Origin of the sequence: Citrifermentans bremense R1, from assembly GCF_000426865.1 — a bacterium.
GTDB lineage: Bacteria > Desulfobacterota > Desulfuromonadia > Geobacterales > Geobacteraceae > Geomonas > Geomonas bremensis.
In genome coordinates this window covers 1-22,633 of record NZ_AUGE01000010.1, presented here as the reverse complement: position 1 = coordinate 22,633, position 22,633 = coordinate 1, and the positions used below count along the sequence as shown (strand labels likewise).

Genomic DNA, 22,633 nt, shown 5'->3' with positions numbered 1-22,633 from the left:
TACTTCCTGCTCACCGGGGTCTGGCCGCTTTTCAGCATCGACACCTTCATGGCCGTGACCGGACCGAAGACCGACCTTTGGCTCGTCAAGACGCGTCATCTCCCCCATCTACCTGGCCGACGCCGCGGCGGAAGCGGTGCTCATCGTCTGCTGGTTCGTCGTATATTTCCTCAAAACAGCCTGAAAGGAGGTTCACATGCGCAAGACCATCATCTCACGCGAGTCCCGGGAGGAACCCAGGGGCGGCACCAAGTGGCTCGACTTAGGTAACATAGCCAGCGTTGAAATCAGCTCCGAGGACCCGGCACAGCCGATAGACGCAGCGCTCAAGCCGGTCGGGGCACCGGGGTGGCGTGCGGCGGGACCGGGCCCCCAGATGATCCGGATTCTTTTCGATCAGCCGCAGCGTCTCTCCCGCATCTACCTCCTGATCAACGAGGAGCAGCTGTCTAGAACGCAGGAGTTCGTGCTCCGCTGGTCCCCGGACGGCAAAAGCTTCCGCGAGATCGTGCGGCAGCAGTTCACCTTCTCCCCTCCCGGCACCACCGTCGAGCAGGAGGAATTCACGATGGAGTTGGCAGGGGTTACGGTGCTGGAGTTGGAGATCATGCCGGACATCTCGGGATCGGCGGCCCGCGCCTCCTTGGGGCGGCTTCTGCTGGCCTGAAAAGTCCTGGGTCCGACAAAGGAGGCGCTCATGCAGGAAACGGCGGATGTGCTGGTGATCGGGACGGGGACGGCGGGTTTCACCCTCGCGCTTGCCTGCCGCAAGGGTGGCCGGCAGGTCGCGGTGGTGGACGACAAGCCCTACGGCGGCACCTGCGGGAGGAACGGCTGCGAACCGGAGAAGTACCTGATGCAGGCGGCGCAGGTGGTGCATCTGACACGGCAGATGTCGGGGCAGGGAATCACCGTTCCGGCCGCCATGGACTGGCCCGCGCTCATCCGTTCCAAATCCGCGTTCAGCAACGGCGTGCCGGAGCGGACCGAGCTGGCTTTCCAGCAGGCGGGGATCAAGATGTACTTCGGCACCGCCCGCTTCCTCTCCCCCGAAACGGTCGCCATCGGCAGCGAGACCACCGTCCGCGCCGAAACCATCGTCATCGCCACCGGCGCCCGCCCCGCCCCCCTCGACTTCCCCGGTGCCGGCCTGGTGGTGGAAACCAGCGATTTCATGGAGATGAAGAACCTGCCGCGCCGCGTCCTGTTCATCGGCGGCGGCTGCCTCGCGCTCAGCTTCGGTCACGTGGCGCGCGCGGCTGGGGCCGACGTCACCATCCTGCAGCGCGGCGAGCGGGTATTGAAGAATTTCGACCTGGAAATGGCGCAACTGGCGGCGAAGGCGGCCCGGGCCAGAGGTATCAACATAGTGACGGGAATAACCGCCGCCATGGCCGAGAAGGTCCAGGGGGCTTTCATGACCTACGGCAAGGGGGGATGCACCGAGGCCTTTCCCAGCGACCTCATCGTCAACACATCGGGACGCATACCCGATCTCGACCCGGTTGACCCGGAGGCGGGCGCTGTGGCCAGGAGCGCAGGCGGGGTGACGGTGAACGAGTTCCTGCAGAGCGTCAGCAACCCGCGCGTCTGGGCCATAGGCGACGCCTGCGACTCCCCATATCTGCTGTCGACCGTCGCGGACATGGAGGCGGAAGTCGCCGCGGACAACATCCTGAACGGCAACCGGCGGCGCCCCGACTACCAGGGGGTCCCCAGCATGGCGCAGGCGCAGCCTCCCCTCTCCTTCGTAGGCCTCACCGAGGCACAGGCGAGGCAGTCGGGAAAGAAGTTCCGGATCAACAGGGGCTCCACCGATTCCTGGCCCTCGTCGCGCCGCATCGGTCAGCAGGGGGGCTTTTACAAGGTGCTCATCGAGGAAGAGACGGGAAAGATCCTGGGGGCGCACCTTTTGGGGCAAAACGCAGGCGAGACCATAAACATCTTCGCGCTGGCCCTCAAGTTCGGGATCAGCAACAGGGAATTGCGCCAGGTGCTCTGGACCTACCCCACCTTCATCTCAGACGTGAAAGACATGATCGAGTGAAAAGCCCGGCTGGAAAAAGAATGCGGACAAAAAAAGCGCCGAGACGAAAGGAGGGCTCCATCATCGGCGCAAAGTAGGTTTTGTTTTGTGCTGCTGTCCTTACTATTACAAGAGCGGTGCCAACTTCGACAGAGACGTCATTTTCGTCTAACATACCGGAACTATACGAAAAAGCTGCAGCTCCTTCCTGACTCCCCGACGCCGAGCAAAACCCTTGAATGAACAGCTGGCTAACAAACCCGGGCAGATTCCCTGAAAAAGTCGCGTTGAAACAGGCAGTTTCAACCATTCAACACGCAGTTCAAATTTTGCACAGCTACTTCTGCACCCAGCGGTCGTTCGGCAGCTGCACCCACCACCCGGGGTGGGCGGCCTCCCTCTTGGTCTCGGCGAAGGTGGCCGCGGCACGTCCCAGCACCTGGTTCAGCGCTTCCTTCGTCTCCTTTTGTTTTTGCAGCTTCAATATCGCCTTGGCCATGCTCATCACCACAGTCTTCCGGCTCTGGTTCTCCGCAGCCAGGAGGCTCTCGTCCTGCGGCGCCAGCTTCGCCTTTGCCGACGGCGGCGCGACCACCAGCCCCTGCTTCGAGATCCCTATGGCGCCACTGTTGAAAAGCGCGGTAAGCCTGGGGAGCCTGCTGCTCATCTCGTCATAGGCCTTCAACACTTCCGGCATGCTGGAGAGCTCCACGGCAAGGGCATCGGCATCGGCATCCGTATCGGCCGCCCACGCCTGCGCTACCAGCGACAGGGATGGCACCCGGTCGAAGAGCCGGCTCTGAGGCTTTTGCTGTTCCAGCGGCACAGGTGTTGGCGGAGCGCTCTCTCCTGCCGGTTTCTCGCCTGGTTTCAACAGCATGTCGTCCAGCGACTTGTACGCCTCCTTGGCCGCCTTCTCTGGGAAATAGACGTTGACGGTGATCACGGCGCAGGCGCTGAAAAGGAAACAGGCCAGGGCCAAAAGCGATGTAAGCAGTCTGCCTTTCATGAGATACCTCCGTTTTTTTATTTACTTCCGGTTACGTTCACTACTCACTCCTCCCACTTGAACTCGGGCGCCGGTTCCTGCTGCGGCTTCTTCGCCGGGGCCTCTCCGCCGGTGGCCGGCACGCCGCGCACCGCCGCCTCCTTTATCGACTCCAGCAGGTGGTCCAGGGCGATCCGGTTCTGCGTCGGGGCGATGTTGACGTTCAGGTCCTTGATCCCGAGGGCGTTGGTGTTCAGGATCTGCAGCGCGTTGAAGGTAAGCTCCCCCCGCTCCAGCGTCGCCTTGATCTCCGCCTTGTCGTAGGCGCGGTCGCTGCTCAGGAAGAAGCCTGAGAGCTTCTGCTTGGCCAGGCGCTGCAGAAACTGCTTGCTCACCAGCATCTTTTCGCCCCCCCCTTCGCGGGCCCAGAGGTCGACGAAACCAGTCAGGCGCTTTTGGTCTCCCCCGATGCCGTGCATGCTGATAACGCCGTCCACGCGTCCGGAGATGTACCCTTCCAGGTTGGGGAGGCTCCTGCACAGGGCCTTCATGCTGAGACCGTTGACCAGGAGGTCGCCGCGGTAGGTTGCCTCGCCGGCAAATAGAAGATGGCCTCTCCCCAACACAGTCCCGTCGTAAAGGGTAGTACGCAGGGAGGTGATCTCCGTGAGCCCGTTTTGCGCACGAAGCTGCGCGCTCAGCTTCCCGGTCTGGACGGAGCCGAAGCCGATCTTCTCCACGGTGACCAGGTCTCCCCCCGGCGGGGTTGCGCGCAGTTGCGCCAGGACGCGGGGATAGTTCTCCCGGCTGAACTCTCCGGCGGCACGCGGCGCGGCACTCCCCTTCCCCCCGAAGTCCAGAGATAGTGGAACCCTTCCGTTCAGGTCCGCCACCAGGAATTTCTGGGCTGGCGCCTCCACCCTTCCGCCTCTCACCGTCACGCCGCAGTTGAGAACCTTGCGTCCTTCACGCAGCTCTATCCTCCCCTCCGCCGCCACACTCCCCTTCACCGTAGCTTCCTGGATCAGCGGGGGGGCGAGGTTGATGAGCGATTCCACCAGGTCGTTCAACGAGGTCTCCGGCAGGGCGAGCAGCAAGGTCCCGCGCCGCTTGTCCGACAGCGCGTCCGCTATCTCCCCCCGCGCGGTGAGGGTAACGCCCCGACCCGGCATGACGGTGCCCTCGTCGATGGTCAGGGTTCCTCCGGAGAGGCGCCCCTTGACCGAGGCGGCTGCACCCGACACGAGGGTCTTGCCCGTGGCGTTGACGAGGGCGATGTCCCGCCCCCTGGCGTCGAAGCGACAGGAGAGACCGCTTTTCCAGGCATTGGTCCCTTCCAGTTTCAACTCCACGCTACCGGCGCTGGGGCGGGTGCCGGCTTCGCCGGCGGCAAGGCGCGAAATCTCCTTCGCGGCGGCGCCGGTTATGCTGACGTTGAAGCTGGATGGCGCTCCCGGTGCAAAGGGGCGAAAGGCCGCCTTTCCAGCCACCTTCCCCCCCAGCAGTTGCCCGTGCAGTTCGGCCCTTCCACCCTGTCTCGCAAAAGTGGCATGCAGGACGGGGGCGGCCATCGCCGCGTTGCGCCAGGAGAGTGCGCGGGAGGCAAGATCGGCGCTTCCTTCCAGCCATTTTTCCTTCCCTTCGCCGACGAGGCTCCCCCTTACCCTCCCTGCGATGCCGGAGAGCTGGAAGTTGCCTTGTCCAAGCGCCCCCCCTTCCAGGTCGAGGCGCAGCGGACGGCGGGTAAGCTGCCCGGTCACTGCCGCGGCCGGGAGTTCTCCGCTCAGGCTCGTGGCGGAGAAGCGGGTTTCCCCCCAGGAGGCCTGTAGCCCGTTCAAGTAGAGGTAGCGGTCCGCCACATGGTAGGCGAAAAGCGCGTCGCCGCTCTTCCCCTGGAAGGAGAATGCGGCGAGACGGGCGTCCCCGTGGACCTGCAGTTTCTCTCCACGCTTTTTCACCGTGGCCGTCGCCGTCCCAGCCTTCACGCCGATGCTGTCCTTCCCCTGCTTCCCCTTAAGGTTGGCGACTGTGACCCGGGCCGAGGCGTTGAGCTCCTGCGCCCCCTTAGCAGCTAACCGGACGCTGCCGGTGCCGGTTCCGGAGAAGGCCTCCATGCCGTAGCGGGAGAGCCACGGGTTGAGCCGCTCCGGCTCCCTGGTCGTAAAGGCGAGGTCGGCCCGTAGCGGCTCGGAGCTCCCCACGTCGTAAGCAGCGCTCCCCGACACGGCTACCCCCATGACCCGCGCAGATAGCGCCTCGCTCCTGGCGCGAAGAGGCTTCAGCCCAGCGGAGAGGGTGAGCTCCACCGGGAGCTCCAGCGCCTGGACCAGCGCCTTCGGCTCAGGACGAGGGAGGGAGAATTTGCCGCGCGCGGACACGGTCGCACCGCGTCGGGAGAGGGCGAGGTCTCCGGCCACCCCCGCCGCGATCAGGTCGTTTTCTCGAGCCAGCAAGCCGTCCCGCAGTTGCAGGTTCCCCACCACGCTCTCGATACCCGCCCTGCCGTTTCCTTCCAGGCGCAACGACTCGCAGCGGAGCCTGCCGCCGAAGTTGAGGTCATGGCGCGATTCCTCCGGCAGCAGCACGTTTATCAGCGCGAGGTCCACGGCGTCCATGGAAACAAGGAGGTCGAACACCCGTTCCTTCTTCACGCCGGTGACGGTTCCCCCTGCCTGCAGCCGCGCCATCTTGTCTATGGTGAGCGTCGCTTCGTCCAGATGGGCGGTGTCCTCGGAGAGGTTGTAGACGCCGTTGAACTGCAACAGACCGGCGATGGGATAGTCGCCCCGGGCGGCGGGGATCAAGACCTTGCGGAAGGAGAAGCTCCCGGTGCTTTTCAGCTCGCCCTTCGCCAGGACCGCACTCGCCTGCAGCGCCCCTTGGGCATCCTGGAAAGGCTCGGGATCCTTGAGTTTGAAGAGGGACGCCAGGTTTTTTAGGGAGATGGAGGGCGCCTTCAGGGAGAGGTCGACAGCGGCGTCCGCACCCGGGCGGGCCGTCCCCGTAAGCAGATAGCGGTTACGGGCGCCGTCCTCGAAGGCGAGTTCCACTTGTGCGCTGCGCGATCCGCCGCTAGCCAGGTTGAAGACCTGCAGGTTGATTCCATGCACCCCCTCCCCCTGGATGGTGATGCTGCTGTTTTTCACCAAGAGCTTCCCGATCACCGTTTCCGGGGCGGCTTTCCCCGCGGGCCTCCGGGCCGCTAGCCGGCGCCGGATCCCGGTGAAGTTCCAGGTGCCGCGGGCACCTTTTTCCAGTGCGAGCTTCCCCCCCTCGATGTCGATCAGCTCGAAGCGCTGCCGCCCCCGCAAGAGCTGGATCCACCGCGGGGCAATGACCACCCGGTCCGCCGAGAAGAGTTCACCGGAAGCAAACCCCGCTGGGTTCTTCAGGCGCACCCCCTTCAGGATGAGTGTCCTGCCGGAAAGGCCGATCTCCTTGACGGTGAATTCCTGCTGCAGCCGGTCGGTAACCAGGCGGGAGAGCTGGGAAGCGGGGTACGAAGTGGCGAGGTAAATCCGGAAGGCGACGAGGCAAAGCAGCACGAGGCCCAATGCCGATGCAGCAACGAGAGAGGCGATGGTGGCGTTTTTTTTGAGGTCCTTCTCTTTCTTCTCGGGTTCGCTCATGGTTCGGTTCCTTTGCAGCGAGAACTGTACCCTGAATGGCCGTTATTACAAGGGAAAACGGGAGTGGCAAAAAGGGAGGGGGTCAAGGGGGAGTAAAAAAAGAAGGCACCCGATCTCCCGGATGCCCCCTCGTTTTTTGCTATTCAAAGGTTCCTGCTTATGCCGGCAGCACCGGAAGTTCCAGGCCTGCCATCTTCTGCACCATGCGCACGACCTGGCAGCTGTAGCCGAACTCGTTGTCGTACCAGACGTAGAGGACGCAGCGGTTGCCCTGGACGATGGTGGCCAGAGAGTCGACCACGCCGGCGTGGCGCGAACCGACCATGTCGCTGGAAACGACGTCCGGGGAATTGGTGTAGTCGATCTGGTTCTGCAGCGGCGAGTCGAGCGACATGGCGCGCAGGTAGCCGTTCAACGTCGCGACGTCGGTTTCCGACTTGAGCTGCAGGTTCAGGATCGCCAGCGAGACGTTCGGGGTCGGCACGCGGATGGCGTTGCCGGTCAGCTTCCCGGTCAGCTCCGGAAGCACCTTGGCGACGGCCTTGGCGGCGCCGGTCTCGGTGATGACCATGTTCAAGGGGGCGCTCCGCCCGCGGCGGTCCGCCTTGTGGTAGTTGTCGATCAGGTTTTGGTCGTTGGTGTAGGAGTGGCAGGTTTCCACGTGGCCACTCACGATCCCGAAGTTGTCGCTCACTGCCTTGAGAACCGGCACGATGGCGTTGGTGGTGCAGCTCGCCGCTGAGAAGATGCTCTCGGTGGAGGTGATCAGTTCGTTGTTGACGCCGAAGACGACGTTGGGGATGTCACCTTTGCCCGGTGCGGTGAGCACGACCTGGGAGACGCCCGACGCCTTCAGATGACGCCCCAGCCCTTCGCGGTCGCGCCACTTGCCGGTGTTGTCGATCACGATCGCATTATGAATGCCGTACTGTGCGTAGTCTACGTTCTCCGGCGCGTCGGCGTAGATGATGCGGATCATGTTGCCGTTGGCGATGATCGCGTTTTCTTCCTCGTCGATGGTGATGATCCCGTTGAAGGGTCCGTGCACCGAGTCGCGGCGCAGAAGGCTTGCCCTTTTCACCAGGTCGTCCGGGCCGCCCTTGCGGACCACGGCCGCGCGCAGCCTGAGCTTCTCGCCGGAGCCGGACTTCTCGACCAGGATGCGGGCCACAAGGCGACCGATGCGGCCGAAGCCGTACAGCACGATGTCCTGCGGCTCGTCCAAAAGCGGTGTGCGGCCGGTATTGACGGAGGCAAGTTCGCGGCTCAGGAAGTCGGTGACCGAGCCCCCCTGCTGCGACTGGTAGCGGACCGCCAGCCTGCCCAGGTCGATGCGGGCCGGAGCGAGGTCCATCTTGCCGATGGCTTCCAGAATGGGAAATGTCTCCTGCACGGTCAGCTCGCCGTCGAGGATCAGGCGGGCGAACCGGTGCGCCTTGAGGATGTCGATGGTCGGGATGTTGACCAGCGACTTGCCGTACACGGTGGTCACGATGTTGTGGTCACGGTACAGGCGACCGATGATGGGGAGCATCTGTTCCGCGAGCTCCTCGTGCCCCTGCCACTCCTTCAAATACGCTTCCTGTTTCTTCATGATCATAGATTCGTTCCCTTCTCAGAAAATAACGCCTGTTCTTTGAGTTAAAGTGCAGCGCAAACTTTTTGTGTCTCAGGAAAATGGAGGCAGTATCTAGGTTTCCCAGTGAGCTTGTGTAGCCTCGGCAAATTTTATTCAACAACAGAAAAAAATTGCAGTTAATCCGGCGTAAACCCCAGCATCCTACTGCATTTGCGTGCTGTAAACAATTATTACTTCTAGGCAGAAGTTAAATAGTGTTTTTGTTAATTATTCAGAACAAATAAAATGACCGTCTTCCGAAGTGGATCCGGCAGGCCCCAACGTCAAAGTTTTGCACCGGCGCCCGCTGTCGTGCTATGCTTCGCAGCTGCCGGCTCGCCGGAACCCGAACAGGGTATTTACAGCACGGAATAATCCCCGGCAGCCCACCTGGTTCCCAGGTTCTGCTTCAGGATGAAACCGCTGCGAAGAAGGGCCGCCATGAGAACCATTGTCCTGCTTGTCTTATCTAACGTGTTCATGACCTTCGCCTGGTACGCCCACCTGAAGGACCTGCGCAGCGCGCCGGTCTACGTGGCGATCCTCGCCAGTTGGGGCATTGCCCTTTTCGAGTACATGCTGCAGGTCCCGGCGAACCGCGCCGGATACGGCACCTTTAGCCTGGGGCAATTAAAAATAATGCAGGAAATTATCACCCTTTCGGTCTTCGCCCCCTTTGCCGTCTTCTACATGGGGCAACCGCTCAAGCTCGACTACCTCTGGGCGGGTTGCTGCATGGCGGGCGCAGTCTTCTTCATATTCCGGGGCTGACAGGGAGGGCGAAAGATAGCGCCCAGAGCCGGTCGTGGCGTATCAGATAGTCCATCAAAATCAGGAGGATTGGATATGATCAGCGTAGTAGCTTCGATAACGGTGAAAGAGGGTAAGCGTGAAGAGTTCCTGGAGATCTTCCACGGGAACGTCCCCAAGGTCAGCAACGAGGAAGGGTGCGTCGAATATTTTCCCGCCATCGACGCCGACTCCGGAATCGGGGTGCAAGCGCTCGACCCTCAGGTCGTGACGGTGATGGAAAAATGGCAAAACATGGAGGCGCTGCACCGGCATCTGGAGTCGGCGCACATGCTGGAGTATCGGGAAAGGGTGAAGGATCTGGTGGAGGGAGTGTCACTCAAGGTGCTGCGGCAGGTCTGACGGCAACCAGGCGGAGAGGCGCGATGACGACAAGCTACAAAGGGCTGCGGTTGGTCTCCATCATGGAGGGGATGAAGGGGATCACCGTGCTGGCGGCTGGATGCGGCGTGCTCACGCTGATCCACAAAGACCTGCACGAGATGGCCGTGCAACTGGTCGAGGTCCTGCACCTGAACCCGGCAAGGCACTACCCCTCCATCTTCATCGACACTGCGAACCGCATCACCGAACCGCAACTTTGGCTCCTCGCCCTGTCGGCGCTTGCCTACTCGGCGGTACGCCTGGCAGAGGCTTACGGGCTGTGGAAAGAGCGCCCCTGGGCGGAATGGCTGGGCTTTTTGTCGGGGGGTATCTACCTTCCCGTCGAGGTCGTCGAAATCTGGCGCAAGCCCGTCTGGCCCCGCATAGCTGTCTTCATCGTCAACATCGCCGTCGTAGGCTACCTCGCCGTGATGCTCAAGCGCCGCAAGGGACGCCCCTACCCCAGGTAAGGCTTGAGCGCCTCCAGCGACCTCTCCAAATCCTTCATGCTGTGCGCCTCTATGGTGTAGGCCGCGTCGGAGGCGTAGCGCTCCATCAGGTCGAAAAACTGCTTGAAGTCGATCCCGCCTTCGCCCGGCGGGGCATGATCGTCGCGGGTGCCGCCGTTGTCGTGGATATGCACCTCGGCAATCCTTCCCCCCAGCGCCTCGAACCACTCGGCCATCCCTACCTTTTTGAACAGGTTCCAGTGCCCGACGTCGAAGCAGTGCCCGAAGCGCGGGTGCTCCACCGCTTCGAACAGCGCCTTCAGGGTTGAAGGCTCCTCCTCGAAGATGTTCTCCACCGCGATGACAGTGCCGATCGCCTCCGCCCGCAGCAGCACCTCCCGCCAGACCGCGACGCTCAGCTCCAGCCACTGCGCGGCCGCCTCGCCGTAACGCCAGCGGTCGAATCCCGGATGGAACACCATCACCTCGGGACGCAGGGTCTGCGCCGCGTCGAGCACCTGCTGGAAGCGGCTGACCGTGGCGGCCCTCAACATCTTCTCGAAGGAACCGGGGTTCAGATCCATGAACGGCGCGTGGATGGTGCAACTGAGCCCCGCGCCGCGCAAAGCATCCGCCGTGGCCGCAAGTTGCGACGGCGCCAAAGCGTCCAAGGCGTCGGCGGAAAAGAAGATCTCCGGGTTGAGCCGGCGCTCCAGTATGAAGGGGAGATGCTGCTCGATCTGCAGGTAGGGGACGTGGACGAAAACGCGTTTAGTCATCTTTTTTCCTGTGCTTTTTGATCAGTTCCTCGGCGCAGGTATCGCAGCCGACCAACTGCTCCAGTTTCTGAATCGCAGCGGGTTCCCCCAAAACGATCAGCGTGTCGTGCGCCTCCAGCTTCGTGTGGGACTCCGGATTGAACACCATCTTGCCGTTTTGCTTCTTGACGCCGACGATGATGACCCCGGTCTCCTTCCTGAACCCGGAACTGGCCAGCGTCTCACCGATGAAGCCGCAACCGGGGGGAATCAGGATTTCCTCCATCTGCAGTTCCATGTGCTCGTGGCCGGTGGCGATCTCGATGAAGTCGACCACCGTCGGGCGCAGTATCGCCTGGGCCATGCGGGAGCCGCCGATGAGATAGGGAGAGACGACCTTGTTGGCGCCGGCCCGCTTCAGCTTTATTTCCGACCCCTCCTCGCCGGCCCGCGCCAGGATGAAGAGGTCCGGGTTGAGCCCGCGGGCGGTGAGGGTTATGTAGACGTTCTCGGTGTCCGAGGTGACCACCGAAATGAGCCCCCGCGCTTTCTTGATCCCCGCCTTCAGGAGCACGTCGTCTATGGTCGCGTCGCCGCGTAACACCAGGTAGCCCGGTCCGTCCTGCTCCATGATGTCCACCATGGCCGGGTCCTTTTCCACCACCACGAAGGGGAGCGGCTTGGCCGAGAACTCCTTGCAGATCAACGACCCTATCCGCCCGAACCCGCAGATGATGTAGTGCCCTTCCAGCGCAGCAATCGCCTTTTCCACCTTCTTCCTCCCCATGATCCGCTGAAACTGCCCCTCGAACATGATCTGGGCCAGGCTGCCCACGATGTAACCAATGACGCCGACACCGAAAAATATCAGCAGCATGGTGAAGATCTTGCCGGCCGAACTGAGGTTGTGCACCTCTCTGAAGCCCACTGTCCCCAGGGTGATCACCGTCATGTACAAGGCGTCGAGAGTGTCCCACCCCTCGATGGCGATGTAGCCGAAGGTGCCGAACGACAGCAGGAGCAACAACACTCCAATCGAGATTTTCAGGTGCCGGACCGGATCCATACTTGATACTCCCTCAGGGTCGCAAGATACAGATGCCGTCTCCATATTTCAAGGATTTTCACCTTAAAGCCTATAAATCTAAAGGGAAGTTCTTGACAATCTTTGGATACTGTATACAATACGGCCGATCATTGAGGGGGACTGTATGAAGAAGAGCGTGGAGAAGCACCTTACCCTTAGGGAACGGATACTTGAGACTATCCGGGACGCGATCATGTCGGGTGCGCTTAAGCCCGGAGAGAAGGTAGCAGAGCCGGAACTCGCCTCCCGCTTCGGCATCAGCCGCACCCCAATACGCGAAGCGTTCCGGCAGCTGGAATCGGAAGGGTATCTCTCGGTAGTACCGCGCAAGGGGGCGCTCGTCGCCTGCTTCTCCCCGAAAGACGTCGAGGAGTTCTACGCCATCAAGAGCATCCTCGAAGGGTATGCCGCCCGCAAGGCGTGCGCCATGCTCAGCACCCGCGAAATCAACAAGCTGGAAGCGATCAACGAAAAGCTCAGGGAAATCGCCGAGGAAGGGGACGTGCGCCACTTCTTCAAAGTGCACAACAGCTTTCATGATCTTTTCATCAGGGGAGCCGGCAACGAAAAACTGCACGACATGATCGCCCAGCTCCTCAAGAAGTTCCAGCGCCTGCGCATGGCGTCGCTCAGCAAGCCGGGCAGGATGCAGCTCTCCGTAGAGGAACACGAAAAGATCATCGAGGCTTTCCGTAACAGGGACGCGGTCCTGGCCGAGATGCTGGTCCAAAAGAACGCCGAGTACGGCGGCAAGGTCCTGATCGAAGAGGAAAGCGCCACCGAGCTCTGGAACAGCAAGGGGCTGGACCTTTAAACACCAATGGACAATTGACAATTGACAATTGACAATTGTCCCGTTGTTTTCCCTCCTCCTTGGCTATCACCCCATCACCCGCTGTATATAGCTCCCCTTCCATCTGTCATTGCCTGTCCCCCTGTTCACTGTCTGCTGCTCCCCTGCTCTACAGCTCGCGGTCACGTCTCTGCCTGTCGCTGCGTCTATATCTCCCATTGCTTATCTTTAGTATCAATTTGCCACCGCGCCGCTTTTCGTTGTCAAGTGTCCATTGTCAATTATCAATGGTCAATTTTCCCTCGCCGTGTCTTACTTCTGCCTTTCGTTGACAATCGTCAATTATCAATTGTCAATTGTCAATTCGCCTCTGCCTGTTTTCCTTTGCCTCCGGCGCAACTTTAAGCTAAATTAGCTCTTTGCCATTCGATGCAGGAGGGGGTGCCCGTGCAGCAGCTTAAAATGATCCCGAAGGTTGACCGGGTCCTCGAGTGGGAGGCGGTGCGCAAGCTTGTCGCCACCTACCCAAGGGAGTTGGTGCTGCGAGCCGTCCGCAGCGTGCTGGAGAGGCTGCGCAGCGGAGCCCGTGCCGGCGGTCTCGACGATTCGGCTTTCCTGGAACCCGCAGTCTGCGCCGCAGTGGCCCGCGAACTAGCCCAGCTCTCCAAGCCGAGCCTCCAGAGGGTGATCAACGGCTCCGGCATCGTGATACACACAAACTTGGGACGCTCCATCCTCCCCGAAGCCGCCCGCGACGCCCTCAACACCATAGCCTTCTCCTATTCGAACCTTGAGTTCGACCTCGAAGCCGGGATGCGCGGCAGCCGCTACAGCCACGTGGAGGCGCTCCTTTGCGAACTGACCGGGGCCGAGGCCGCCATCGTGGTCAACAACAACGCCGCGGCCGTGCTCCTCACGCTGAGCTCTATGGCCGCCGGCCGCGAGGCGGTGGTTTCTCGCGGGGAGTTGGTGGAAATCGGCGGCTCTTTCCGCATTCCCGAGGTGATGCGGCTTTCGGGCGTGACGCTGAGAGAGGTGGGGACCACGAACCGCACACATCCCAAGGACTACAGCGGCGCGGTAAACGAGCAGACGGCCGTGTTTCTCAAGGTGCACTGCAGCAATTTCGCCGTCCTTGGCTTCACCGCAGAGGTGACCGCCCAGGAGTTGGTAGCGCTTGGGGCCGCAGCCGGGGTCCCGGTATTGGCAGACATGGGAAGCGGCAACCTGATCGACCTCTCGGGACGCTTGCCGGTCCCGGAGCCGACGGTGCAGGAGTTCGTGCGCGCGGGGGTCGACGTCATCACCTTCAGCGGCGACAAGCTCCTGGGAGGCCCGCAGGCCGGGATCATCGTGGGAAAAAAACCGTTCATCGAAGCGATGAAGAAGCACCAGTTGCTGCGCGCGCTCAGGATGGACAAGCTCACCCTGGCGAGCCTGGAGGCGACGCTCGCCCTGTACCGGGACGAGATGGTCGCGCTCAAGGAAGTGCCGACGCTGAGGATGCTGACCGCCACCCTCCCCGACCTGACGACGCGGGCGAAAAAAATCAGCGCATTTTTGCGCCGCCGCACGCCGCAGGGGATCGGCTTCAAGCTGAGCGAAGGGTTTTCCCAAGCAGGAGGCGGGACGCTGCCGCTGTTGAACCTCCCCAGCATGCTGATCGAAGTCGCCGTCGAGGGGCTCTCCCCCAACGACATCGAGTCGCGCCTCAGGAAATCGGAGATCCCGGTCATCGGCAGGATCAACAAGAACGCCTTCCTGCTCGACCCCCGCACCCTCTTGGACAGCGACCTTACGGATCTGGCCGCGGCCATCTCCGCCCTGGCAGGCTAGACGCTGATTTAGAAGGAACTCTTCTGTTTTTTCAGGTTCCTAAGCTCCAGCTTGGGAACCCAATGCGACGCAAAGCTCCAGCTTCGCACCGGGGAAAGCTGGAGCTTAGGTTGCCTGGCTGAAGATCGTATTCAGGCAGATTTATATGGTTTTTTCGTGCCCAATCTGTATAATTCGGCGGTTTCAGGAACCGCCGACCGAACCTTCGAGGTAACTCTTGAGCAGGATTTACGCGCTGATACCCGCCGCCGGAATGGGCAAAAGAATGGGTGCCGGCTCCAACAAGCAGTACCTTCTGCTGGATGGCATGCCGATTCTCGCCCGCACCGTCGCAGCCTTCGAGGCGGCCCCCTTCATAGATGGGATCTACCTCGTTTCGCCGGAGCAGGAGATCCCGTTTTGCCGCAGCGAGGTGGTCGACCGATACGGTTTTTCCAAGGTGCGCGCCATCGTCCCCGGCGGGGCCGAGCGGCAGCACTCGGTCTGGAACGGGCTGGACGCCATGGCTGGTGCTGCTGACGACGACCTGGTGCTGATCCACGACGGGGTGCGCCCTTTCGTTTCGCAAGAAATGCTGGAAGCCGCCGCTGACGCCGCCAGGGCACATGGCGCATCAGTGGTCGCGGTCCCGGTGAAGGACACGGTAAAGGTGGTGAAAGGCGGCGTCATCGCCGAAACCCCGCCTCGCGAAGAGCTCTGGCTGGCGCAAACGCCGCAGGCTTTCCGCTATGGCCTGATCCGCGATGCCCACGCGCGTGCAAAGGCGGAAGGGTATCTGGGGACCGACGATGCGTCCCTCGTCGAGCATCAGGGGGGAGAGGTGCGCATCGTCACAGGCGACTACCGCAACATAAAGATCACGACGCCCGAGGACCTGGTCCTTGCCGAGGCGTTTTTGAAAGGAAAGGGATGAGTCACATGCGTATCGGGCACGGTTACGACGTTCACAGGCTGGTGGAAGGGCGCAAGCTGATCCTCGGAGGGGTCGACGTCCCTTACGCCAAGGGGCTCCTCGGGCATTCCGACGCGGACGTCCTTTTGCACGCGATCTCTGACGCCATCCTGGGCGCCATCGGCGAGGGGGACATCGGCCGCCACTTCCCGGACACCGATCCCGCCTACAAGGGGGCCGACAGCATCAAGCTCCTGCAGCACGTCATGGGGCTTGCCGACGCCAAGGGGTACCGTATCGGCAACGTCGACGCCACCGTCGTGGCCCAGCGTCCGAAGCTGGCCCCTTTCATCCAACAGATGCGGCAGAACATCGCCCGGGCGCTTGCCACCGACGACGACCGGGTCAACGTGAAGGCGACCACCACCGAGGAGCTCGGTTTCGCAGGCCGCGGCGAGGGGATCGCCGCCTACGGAGTGGCCCTTTTGGAGCGCAAGGAGCGGTAGCGGGAGAAGGAGAGCGTGGAGACCAGGCAGCGCTCTGCGACATGGGCGCGCATCATGAAAAACCAATACACTTCGCGCCGCGATTTTGGCGCAAAGGAACCGATATGACCGACACCAAGACAGCAGAAGCCTCGGCCCCCGAAAAGGCCGCCAACTTCATCAGGAACATCGTCACCGACGACCTCAAAAACGGCAAGCACACCGGCATCGTCACCCGGTTCCCGCCGGAGCCCAACGGTTACCTGCATATAGGGCACGCGAAGTCGATCTGCCTCAACTTCGGCCTGGCCCTGGATTTCGGCGGGCGCTGCCACCTGCGCTTCGACGACACCAACCCCACCAAAGAAGACATCGAGTACGAGGACTCCATCAAGGAGAACGTGAAGTGGCTCGGCTTCGACTGGGGCCGGCACATGTACTACGCCTCGAACTACTTCGAGCAGTTCTACAACTATGCGGTGCTCTTGATCGAGAAAGGGCTGGCCTACGTCGATTCCCTCTCAGCCGACGAGATGCGCGCCCTGCGCGGCACGCTGAACGAGCCGGGCAAGGAAAGCCCGTACCGCAGCCGCAGCGTTGAGGAGAACCTCGACCTCTTTAGCCGCATGCGCGCCGGCGAGTTCGAAGAAGGGTCCAACGTCCTCAGGCTGAAGATCGACATGGCATCGCCCAACATCAACCTGCGCGACCCGGTCATCTACCGCATCCGCAAGGTGGAGCACCACCGAACCGGCGACGCCTGGTGCATCTACCCGATGTACGACTACGCGCACTGCATCTCCGACGCCATCGAGGGGATCACCCACTCCGTCTGCACCCTCGAGTTCGAAGACCACCGCCCACTCTACGACTGGGTGCTGGACCAGCTTCCGGTCCCCTGCCACCCTCAGCAGATCGAGTTCGCGCGGCTGAACCTAAGCTACACCGTGATGAGCAAGAGAAAGCTTCTGGAGTTGGTGCAGGAGAAGCTGGTCGACGGCTGGGACGACCCGCGCATGCCGACCCTGGTCGGCCTGAGAAGACGCGGCTTCACTCCGCAGTCCATCGTCAACTTCTGCGAGACCATCGGCGTGGGCAAGAGCGACAGCTTCATCGACATGAGCATCCTCGAAGAGTCGGTGCGCGAGGACCTGAACGTCCGCGCCCCGCGCGCCATGTCCGTGCTGCGCCCGCTGAAGCTCGTCATAGAGGGGTACCCGGAAGGGGAAAGCGAGGAATTCGAGGCGGCGAACCACCCCAACGATCCGGAAATGGGAACGCGCAAGGTTCCCTTCTCCAAGACCGTCTACATCGAAAGGGACGACTTCCAGGAGGAGCCCGCCAAGGGTTTCTTCCGCCTGGCCCCCGGCCGCGAAGTGCGGCTCCGCTACGCCTACATCATCCGCTGCGAGTCGGTGGTTAAGGATGAAAACGGGGAGATCGTCGAGGTCCGCTGCAGCTACGACGCCGGTTCCCGCGGCGGGAGCGCCCCGGACGGCAGGAAAATCAAGGGGACCATCCACTGGGTGAGCGCCGACCACGCCGTCGACGCCGAGGTACGCCTGTACGACCGCCTGTTCAGCACACCGAACCCTGGAGGGAAGAACGAGCCGGACTACCGCAGCTCGATCAACCCGAAATCGATCGAGGTCCTCTCCGGCTGCAAGCTGGAGCCTTCGCTCGCCGGCGCCACCCTGGAGAACCGCTACCAGTTCGAGAGGCTCGGCTACTTCTGTCTCGACTCCAAGGACTCCAAACCGGGCGCAATGGTTTTCAACCGCACCGCCACGCTGCGCGACTCGTGGAGCGAGCAGAAGAAGTAAGAAGAGGGAGAATGGACAGGGAACAGGCTCGATTACCCTCGACCTCTGGGAGAGCGTTGCCGCAGGCCGGGTGAGGGAGAGGCAGCAGGCAAAAATTCGGCTGCAACAGATGATATCGGTCGCAAGACCTTCAACACTTTGGAAAAGAGGAACTGATATGCCCCTACGCGTCTACAACACCCTTACCGGCAGCAAGGAAGAATTCGTACCGATCAACCCCGGCAAGGTCGGCATGTACGTCTGCGGCGTAACGGTCTACGACCACTGCCATATCGGTCACGCCCGCGCCAACGTGGTGTTCGACATGATCTACCGCCACCTCCGCTCCAAGGGGCTGGAGGTCACCTACGTCAGGAACTACACGGACATCGACGACAAGATCATCAACCGCGCCAACCGCGACGGCGTCCCCTATAACGAGATCTCCGAGCGCTTCATCAAGGAATTCGACAACGACATGGCGCGGCTCATGCTGCAGCTCCCCACCTTCCAGCCCAAGGCAACGGAACACATCCCAGAGATCATCGCACTGGTGCAGACACTGATCGACAAGGGGTTCGCCTACCAGTCCGGCTCCGACGTCTTCTACCGCGTGGACCGCTTCGAGGGATACCTTAAGCTTTCCAAGCGGAACCTGGAGGACATGCAGGCGGGCGCCCGCATCGACGTGGACGAAAGGAAGGAACACCCCATGGACTTCGCCCTCTGGAAAGGGGCCAAGCCTGGCGAGCCGCACTGGGAGTCCCCCTGGGGCCAGGGAAGGCCGGGGTGGCACATCGAGTGCTCCGCAATGAGCACCAAGTTCCTGGGCGAGACCCTCGACATCCACGGCGGCGGTAAGGACCTGATCTTCCCGCACCACGAGAACGAAATCGCGCAGTCGGAGGCGGCGTCCGGGAAACCCTTCGTCAAGTACTGGCTGCACAATGGCTTCGTCAACATCAACTCGGAGAAGATGTCCAAGTCCCTAGGGAACTTCTTCACCATCAAGGAGATCCTGGAGAGCTACGACGCGGAGGTGCTCCGCTTCTTCCTCCTTTCGGCCCACTACCGCTCGCCGATCGACTTCTCGGACCAGAACCTGAAAGAAGCCGAGCTCGGGCTGGAGCGGATCTACAAGGCGCTGGCCGGCATAGACGAGCGGCTGGCAAGCGGGGCGAACACCCCCGCGGACGCGGACAACGCCGAGTTCGTCGAGAAGGTCGCCGGGTTTGCAGGGCGCTTCGGCGACGCCATGGACGACGACTTCAACACCGCGCTGGCTCTGGGGCATCTCTTCGACCTGGTGCGCGTAATCAACAGGGAGCTTCCCACCGCATCGACCGGGCTCCTGGAACAGGCCAAGGCCGAGGTGGCCAAGATGGCTGCCGTGCTCGGGATCTGCGACTCCGTTCCCGCCGCGTTCCTGCAGCGCATGAAGGATCGCAAGACCTCCGACATGGAGATGTCGGCAGAGGAGATAGAGGCGCTGATAGCCGAGCGCGCCGAGGCGAGGAAGGCGAAGAACTTCAAGCGGGGGGACGAGATCAGAGACCTGCTCCTGGAAAAGAACATCGTCCTTTTGGATAGCGCGCAGGGTACTACCTGGAAGGTGAAGTAAACGGCTTTCCTTTCGAATGCAGGTATAAAAAAAGGCCGCTTAACGCGGCCGTTTTTTATTGGGTTGGTGTTGCAAGGCGGCCTTAGGCCGCCTTCTGGCTAAGTTCGGTGCTCCTGGCTTTCACGAGTTCCATCGCTTCCCTCATGATGTCGGAAACGCTCTTCTTGGTGGAGTCCATTATTGCTTCGAGCGTCTCACGCTCTGCGTCGCTGATCCTCATGGAAATTACGTTGTACCTGGGGTTCTCTCTCATTCTGCCCATCTGCTGCTCTCCTTTTGTATGGTTGTTCAAAATTGGTGACACATGCCTTATCTATTGCTATATGCGTGCCAATCTTGAAATTAATCAACCATCGAGGATAAGTGGTTGTTTTCACGTATACCGGAAAAAAGCCCTCCTCAAATAGGTTATAAAGCAGTGTATACAAAGTGCGCCACTTTTGGCACAAACGTGGTAAATGTGCTCATTTGTATCATTTTGACCATGTTTACATGAGCGAGCTAATCCTCGGCTTCCTCCCTCGCCCTTATGGTGCGACCTTTGAGCCCGTGTTTCGCCAAAAGGCGGTAAAAAGTGCGCCTCGGGATGTTGGCAAGTTGTGCCGCTTTTGACACATTACCCCCCGCATCGGCAAGATAGCGCTGGATCAGCTTCTTCTCTACCCGCAGCACATGGGGTTCCCGCTCCTTTTTGAAGGAGCGCAGGTCGAAGACGTCCTCGGCCTCCTCGGCGTAGCTTTCGGCGAAGGCAAGCGGGAGGTTCCCCAGCTTGATGATCTCGTCGTGGGTGAGCACGGCGGCGCGCTCAATCACGTTCTGCATCTCCCGGATGTTGCCGGGCCAGGGGTATTTCACCATGGCACTGACCGCCCGTTCCTCGATGCCGTCGATGTGCTTGTTGAGTTTCTTGCGCGCCTTTTCCAGGAAATAGTGCGCCAGCTGCGGGATCGACTCCACCCTTTCCCGCAAGGGGGGCATGGTGATGGAGAAGACGTTGAGACGGTAATAGAGGTCCTCGCGGAACCAACCTTCGCGGACCCCGTCCTCCAGCGATTTATTAGTTGCCGCTATAAGACGGACATCGACCCTTTTCGCGGCAGTCCCTCCGACCGGCCTCACCTCGCCCAAGTCCAGCACCCGCAACAACTCCGCCTGCAGCTTAGGCGTGATGTCCCCGATCTCGTCGAGGAAGATGGTGCCGCCGTGCGCTGCCTCGAAGAGACCCTTTTTTTCCATGATGGCACCGGTGAACGAACCCTTCTTGTGGCCGAAGAGTTCACTCTCCAGGAGCGAGTCGGTGATGGTGGTGCAGTTGACCGTGACCAGCGGCTTGTCATTTCTCTTGGAGTAGCGGTGAATGGCGCGCGCCGCAAGCTCCTTGCCGGTCCCGGATTCGCCGCGAACGAGGACGGTGGTCGGCGTCGGTCCCACCTGCTTGATCTGGTCCAGCACCTCCAGCGTGTTGCGGTCGCTCCCCACGATGAACTCGTCGCCGTAGCGGTCGAGCTCCCTTTTCGCCAGCTCGTACTTCTCGATCAGCCTCCCGCGTTCCTCCTCCAGCTGTTGCAGGTTGTGCGGCAGGCACATCTCCAGGTCGGCAAGCCCCTGGAACACCGCGACGGCGTACTCGCGGCAGGTCCGGTAGCCGCAGGCGCGGCAGTTCAGCTCGTCCTTCTGGGTGAACTTGTTGGTGGCGTGCAGGATCTTCTTCACGTCCCCCCCCTTGGGGGTGGGGAGCTTGGCGTACTTGTCGGCGAAGGTGCGCGAAAGCGACACCGGTGCTGCGTCCAGATAGGCCTGCGAGGTGCGATAGGGGATCCTCTTCCGGTGGTGGGAGATGACCAGGTTGCGCCGGGAGAATTCGGTCAGCGCCTGGTTCCGCCCCGGGCCTCCGATGCAACCGTCGTAGCAGAAACGGAGATCGACGAGCTTCGGGCTGATCCTCCCCGCCGCGAGGTCCTTGATGATCCCCATGACGTTGACCTCACCCTCGGCGGTGACCACCTCGGTGTCGAGCGGGTCCACCTCTATGCCGAAGGCCTGGAAGGAACCCTGCGACAGGGGGAAAATCCTTCCCATGTGCGGCTCCTTGCCGTCTAAAGGCTCCTCCTCCAGCGTGGCAAGATCGATCCCCCGCTCCTTGAAGATGGACTCCAGCTCGCGGTAGGTGAGGAGGACGTCCACTGCCCCCTTGGTCTGCTCCGCCTGCACCTCGAACTTGCCGGCGATGCACGAGCTGATGTAGATGACCTTGGCCTTCCCCTCCCAGACCTGTTTCAGGAAGCGCCCCATGGCCACCATGTGCGTCACCACCCCCACCAGGTTCTCGATCAACTGCGGGTAATGCCGCTCGACCAGGTCGACGACGGCCGGGCAGTGGGAGGAGATGAGCGGCAGCTTCGCATTGTCGATGGCGTCGCGGTATTCGCCCGCGATGAGTTCCACACCGCTCGCCCCCTCGTGCACCTCGACGAATCCAAGCCGCCTGAGTCCGGCCGACAGTTGGCCCGGGGAGCAGTGGTGGAAAAAGGAAGGGAACGAGCAGCCCAGCACCGCGACAACCGGCTCTCCCGAAGAAAGGTGCGCGTTGGTTACCGCAACGTTATCGGCGATCACCTTGGCATGCTGGGGGCAGTGGCTCATGCAGTTGCCGCAGCCGATGCAGCGCTCGGCGATGATCTCGGTGTAGCTCTTCTCCACCTTGATCGCCTTTACCGGGCAGCTTCGGACGCAGGAGTAGCATTTGCGGCAATGGTCGGTGATGGTGACGATGGGATACATTCGGCCTCTTTTTTGCGCGGAGCTTGTTTAATGAGTACATCGGAGATTGTATAGGAATCGGCAAAAGTGTGCAACAACTGGCACAAATGGAGGGGAAATTCAGGCAAAAAAAACCCTAGCGACTAGGAGGGCAAGTCGGCTAGGGGAAGGAGGATCCTATGATCCTCCGCAACTCTGTTATCTATTCACATTATACCCAGCGCCAAATTTTACTGCAACAAGTTAAATATATTTAATCAGAGCGTTCTTTCCCGTCAACATCTAATGGGATTGGCGGCCTCGCCGCGTTCACCGCTACGAGAGGGGTTTCCTCCGTTGCACAGCCCGCATCTGCTGTGATATAAATTAACCTGATTAGCGCCAATCTTCCGCTGGTGCGGTGGCGCGACATTGTCCGTCACATGCAGTCGGCATAATCACGGCAACTTTACTAAAGGAGTCTGCCGTGAAAAACCGGTTCCAGTTTCAACAGGGCTTAAGTCTGAATGCTTTCCTCACCAAGTATGGCCAAGAGCATCAATGTGAGGCTGCCATTGAATCTGCACGTTGGCCAGAAGGTTTTGTATGTCCCAACTGCAAGGGGCGATGCCATTGCAACTACAGGCGTGGCAAAGTCAAAGTGTTCCAATGTCGTATCTGCCGTAAACAGGTTACTCTAACCGAAGGCACTATATTTCACTCGACGAAATTGCCTT

The 22,633-nt window shown here is 61.1% G+C and carries 19 protein-coding genes; 12 read left to right on the top strand and 7 right to left on the bottom strand.

Features of this window, described 5'->3' with window-relative positions:
• The first annotated feature begins 196 nt into the window (after positions 1–196).
• Both K419_RS0107980 and K419_RS0107975 read left to right on the top strand, forming a co-directional pair.
• The gene (locus tag K419_RS0107980) at positions 197–667 is read left to right on the top strand and encodes a hypothetical protein (RefSeq protein ID WP_026841128.1); all 471 of its coding nucleotides are present in this window, start codon (positions 197–199) and stop codon (positions 665–667) included.
• 30 nt (positions 668–697) lie between these two features.
• On the top strand, positions 698–2,047 hold the full coding sequence (locus K419_RS0107975; protein WP_026841127.1) for a dihydrolipoyl dehydrogenase family protein: 1,350 nt from the start codon (positions 698–700) through the stop codon (positions 2,045–2,047).
• A gap of 316 nt (positions 2,048–2,363) precedes the next feature.
• Here the strand turns inward: K419_RS0107975 and K419_RS0107970 are convergent, their stop codons facing one another.
• The 3 genes from K419_RS0107970 to K419_RS0107960 all read right to left on the bottom strand — a co-directional run bounded on the left by K419_RS0107970 (position 2,364) and on the right by K419_RS0107960 (position 8,243).
• On the bottom strand, positions 2,364–3,035 hold the full coding sequence (locus K419_RS0107970) for a DUF1318 domain-containing protein (protein ID WP_026841126.1): 672 nt from the start codon (positions 3,033–3,035) through the stop codon (positions 2,364–2,366).
• A 44-nt stretch (positions 3,036–3,079) separates the two neighbouring features.
• A complete protein-coding gene (locus tag K419_RS0107965; protein WP_026841125.1) occupies positions 3,080–6,643 on the bottom strand; it encodes an AsmA family protein in 3,564 nt (1,187 codons plus the stop codon).
• Between the two features lie 157 nt (positions 6,644–6,800).
• Positions 6,801–8,243 (bottom strand): glyceraldehyde-3-phosphate dehydrogenase, encoded by a 1,443-nt coding sequence (locus K419_RS0107960; protein ID WP_026841124.1) that lies wholly within the window; start codon positions 8,241–8,243, stop codon positions 6,801–6,803.
• A 459-nt stretch (positions 8,244–8,702) separates the two neighbouring features.
• Between K419_RS0107960 and K419_RS0107950 the strand changes: the two genes are divergently transcribed.
• The 3 genes from K419_RS0107950 to K419_RS0107940 all read left to right on the top strand — a co-directional run bounded on the left by K419_RS0107950 (position 8,703) and on the right by K419_RS0107940 (position 9,904).
• Positions 8,703–9,032, top strand: a complete 330-nt coding sequence (locus tag K419_RS0107950) for a DMT family protein (protein WP_026841123.1) — start codon at positions 8,703–8,705, stop codon at positions 9,030–9,032.
• A 75-nt stretch (positions 9,033–9,107) separates the two neighbouring features.
• Positions 9,108–9,413 (top strand): putative quinol monooxygenase, encoded by a 306-nt coding sequence (locus K419_RS0107945; RefSeq protein WP_026841122.1) that lies wholly within the window; start codon positions 9,108–9,110, stop codon positions 9,411–9,413.
• 23 nt (positions 9,414–9,436) lie between these two features.
• The gene (locus K419_RS0107940; protein WP_026841121.1) at positions 9,437–9,904 is read left to right on the top strand and encodes a DUF2127 domain-containing protein; all 468 of its coding nucleotides are present in this window, start codon (positions 9,437–9,439) and stop codon (positions 9,902–9,904) included.
• Here K419_RS0107940 and K419_RS0107935 read toward each other — a convergent pair.
• Positions 9,892–10,662 carry a sugar phosphate isomerase/epimerase family protein gene (locus K419_RS0107935; protein ID WP_026841120.1) on the bottom strand — a complete coding sequence of 257 codons (771 nt, stop codon included), beginning with the start codon at positions 10,660–10,662 and terminating at the stop codon, positions 9,892–9,894. The two genes, K419_RS0107940 and K419_RS0107935, sit on opposite strands and share 13 nt — an antisense overlap.
• Positions 10,655–11,707 carry a potassium channel family protein gene (locus K419_RS0107930; RefSeq protein WP_026841119.1) on the bottom strand — a complete coding sequence of 351 codons (1,053 nt, stop codon included), beginning with the start codon at positions 11,705–11,707 and terminating at the stop codon, positions 10,655–10,657. The genes K419_RS0107935 and K419_RS0107930 overlap by 8 nt, the downstream gene beginning before the upstream one ends.
• 145 nt (positions 11,708–11,852) lie before the next feature.
• On the opposite strand from K419_RS0107930, the gene K419_RS0107925 reads away from it, so the two are divergent.
• From K419_RS0107925 to cysS, 6 genes are all read left to right on the top strand, one after another.
• Complete coding sequence (locus K419_RS0107925) at positions 11,853–12,542, top strand: GntR family transcriptional regulator (RefSeq protein ID WP_026841118.1); 690 nt, start codon at positions 11,853–11,855, stop codon at positions 12,540–12,542.
• 408 nt (positions 12,543–12,950) lie between these two features.
• Positions 12,951–14,357 carry an L-seryl-tRNA(Sec) selenium transferase gene (gene selA, locus K419_RS0107920; RefSeq protein WP_084154153.1) on the top strand — a complete coding sequence of 469 codons (1,407 nt, stop codon included), beginning with the start codon at positions 12,951–12,953 and terminating at the stop codon, positions 14,355–14,357.
• A gap of 217 nt (positions 14,358–14,574) precedes the next feature.
• Positions 14,575–15,270, top strand: coding sequence for a 2-C-methyl-D-erythritol 4-phosphate cytidylyltransferase (gene ispD, locus K419_RS0107915; RefSeq protein WP_026841116.1), 696 nt, complete (start codon positions 14,575–14,577; stop codon positions 15,268–15,270).
• Between the two features lie 5 nt (positions 15,271–15,275).
• Positions 15,276–15,755: a 2-C-methyl-D-erythritol 2,4-cyclodiphosphate synthase gene (ispF, locus tag K419_RS0107910; protein ID WP_026841115.1), complete on the top strand. Its 480-nt coding sequence runs from the start codon at positions 15,276–15,278 to the stop codon at positions 15,753–15,755.
• Positions 15,756–15,859: 104 nt separating this feature from the next.
• Positions 15,860–17,557 (top strand): glutamine--tRNA ligase/YqeY domain fusion protein, encoded by a 1,698-nt coding sequence (locus K419_RS0107905; RefSeq protein ID WP_026841114.1) that lies wholly within the window; start codon positions 15,860–15,862, stop codon positions 17,555–17,557.
• Between the two features lie 157 nt (positions 17,558–17,714).
• Positions 17,715–19,157, top strand: coding sequence for a cysteine--tRNA ligase (cysS, locus tag K419_RS0107900; protein ID WP_026841113.1), 1,443 nt, complete (start codon positions 17,715–17,717; stop codon positions 19,155–19,157).
• 82 nt (positions 19,158–19,239) lie between these two features.
• On the opposite strand, the gene K419_RS0107895 is transcribed toward cysS, so the two are convergent.
• Together K419_RS0107895 and K419_RS0107890 are read right to left on the bottom strand one after the other, a co-directional pair.
• Positions 19,240–19,419, bottom strand: a complete 180-nt coding sequence (locus tag K419_RS0107895) for a hypothetical protein (protein ID WP_012532229.1) — start codon at positions 19,417–19,419, stop codon at positions 19,240–19,242.
• Positions 19,420–19,658: 239 nt separating this feature from the next.
• Positions 19,659–21,938, bottom strand: coding sequence for a sigma 54-interacting transcriptional regulator (locus K419_RS0107890; RefSeq protein ID WP_026841112.1), 2,280 nt, complete (start codon positions 21,936–21,938; stop codon positions 19,659–19,661).
• Positions 21,939–22,317: 379 nt separating this feature from the next.
• Between K419_RS0107890 and K419_RS23070 the strand changes: the two genes are divergently transcribed.
• On the top strand, positions 22,318–22,633 hold a 316-nt coding region (locus K419_RS23070), incomplete at its 3' end, for a transposase (protein WP_404813196.1).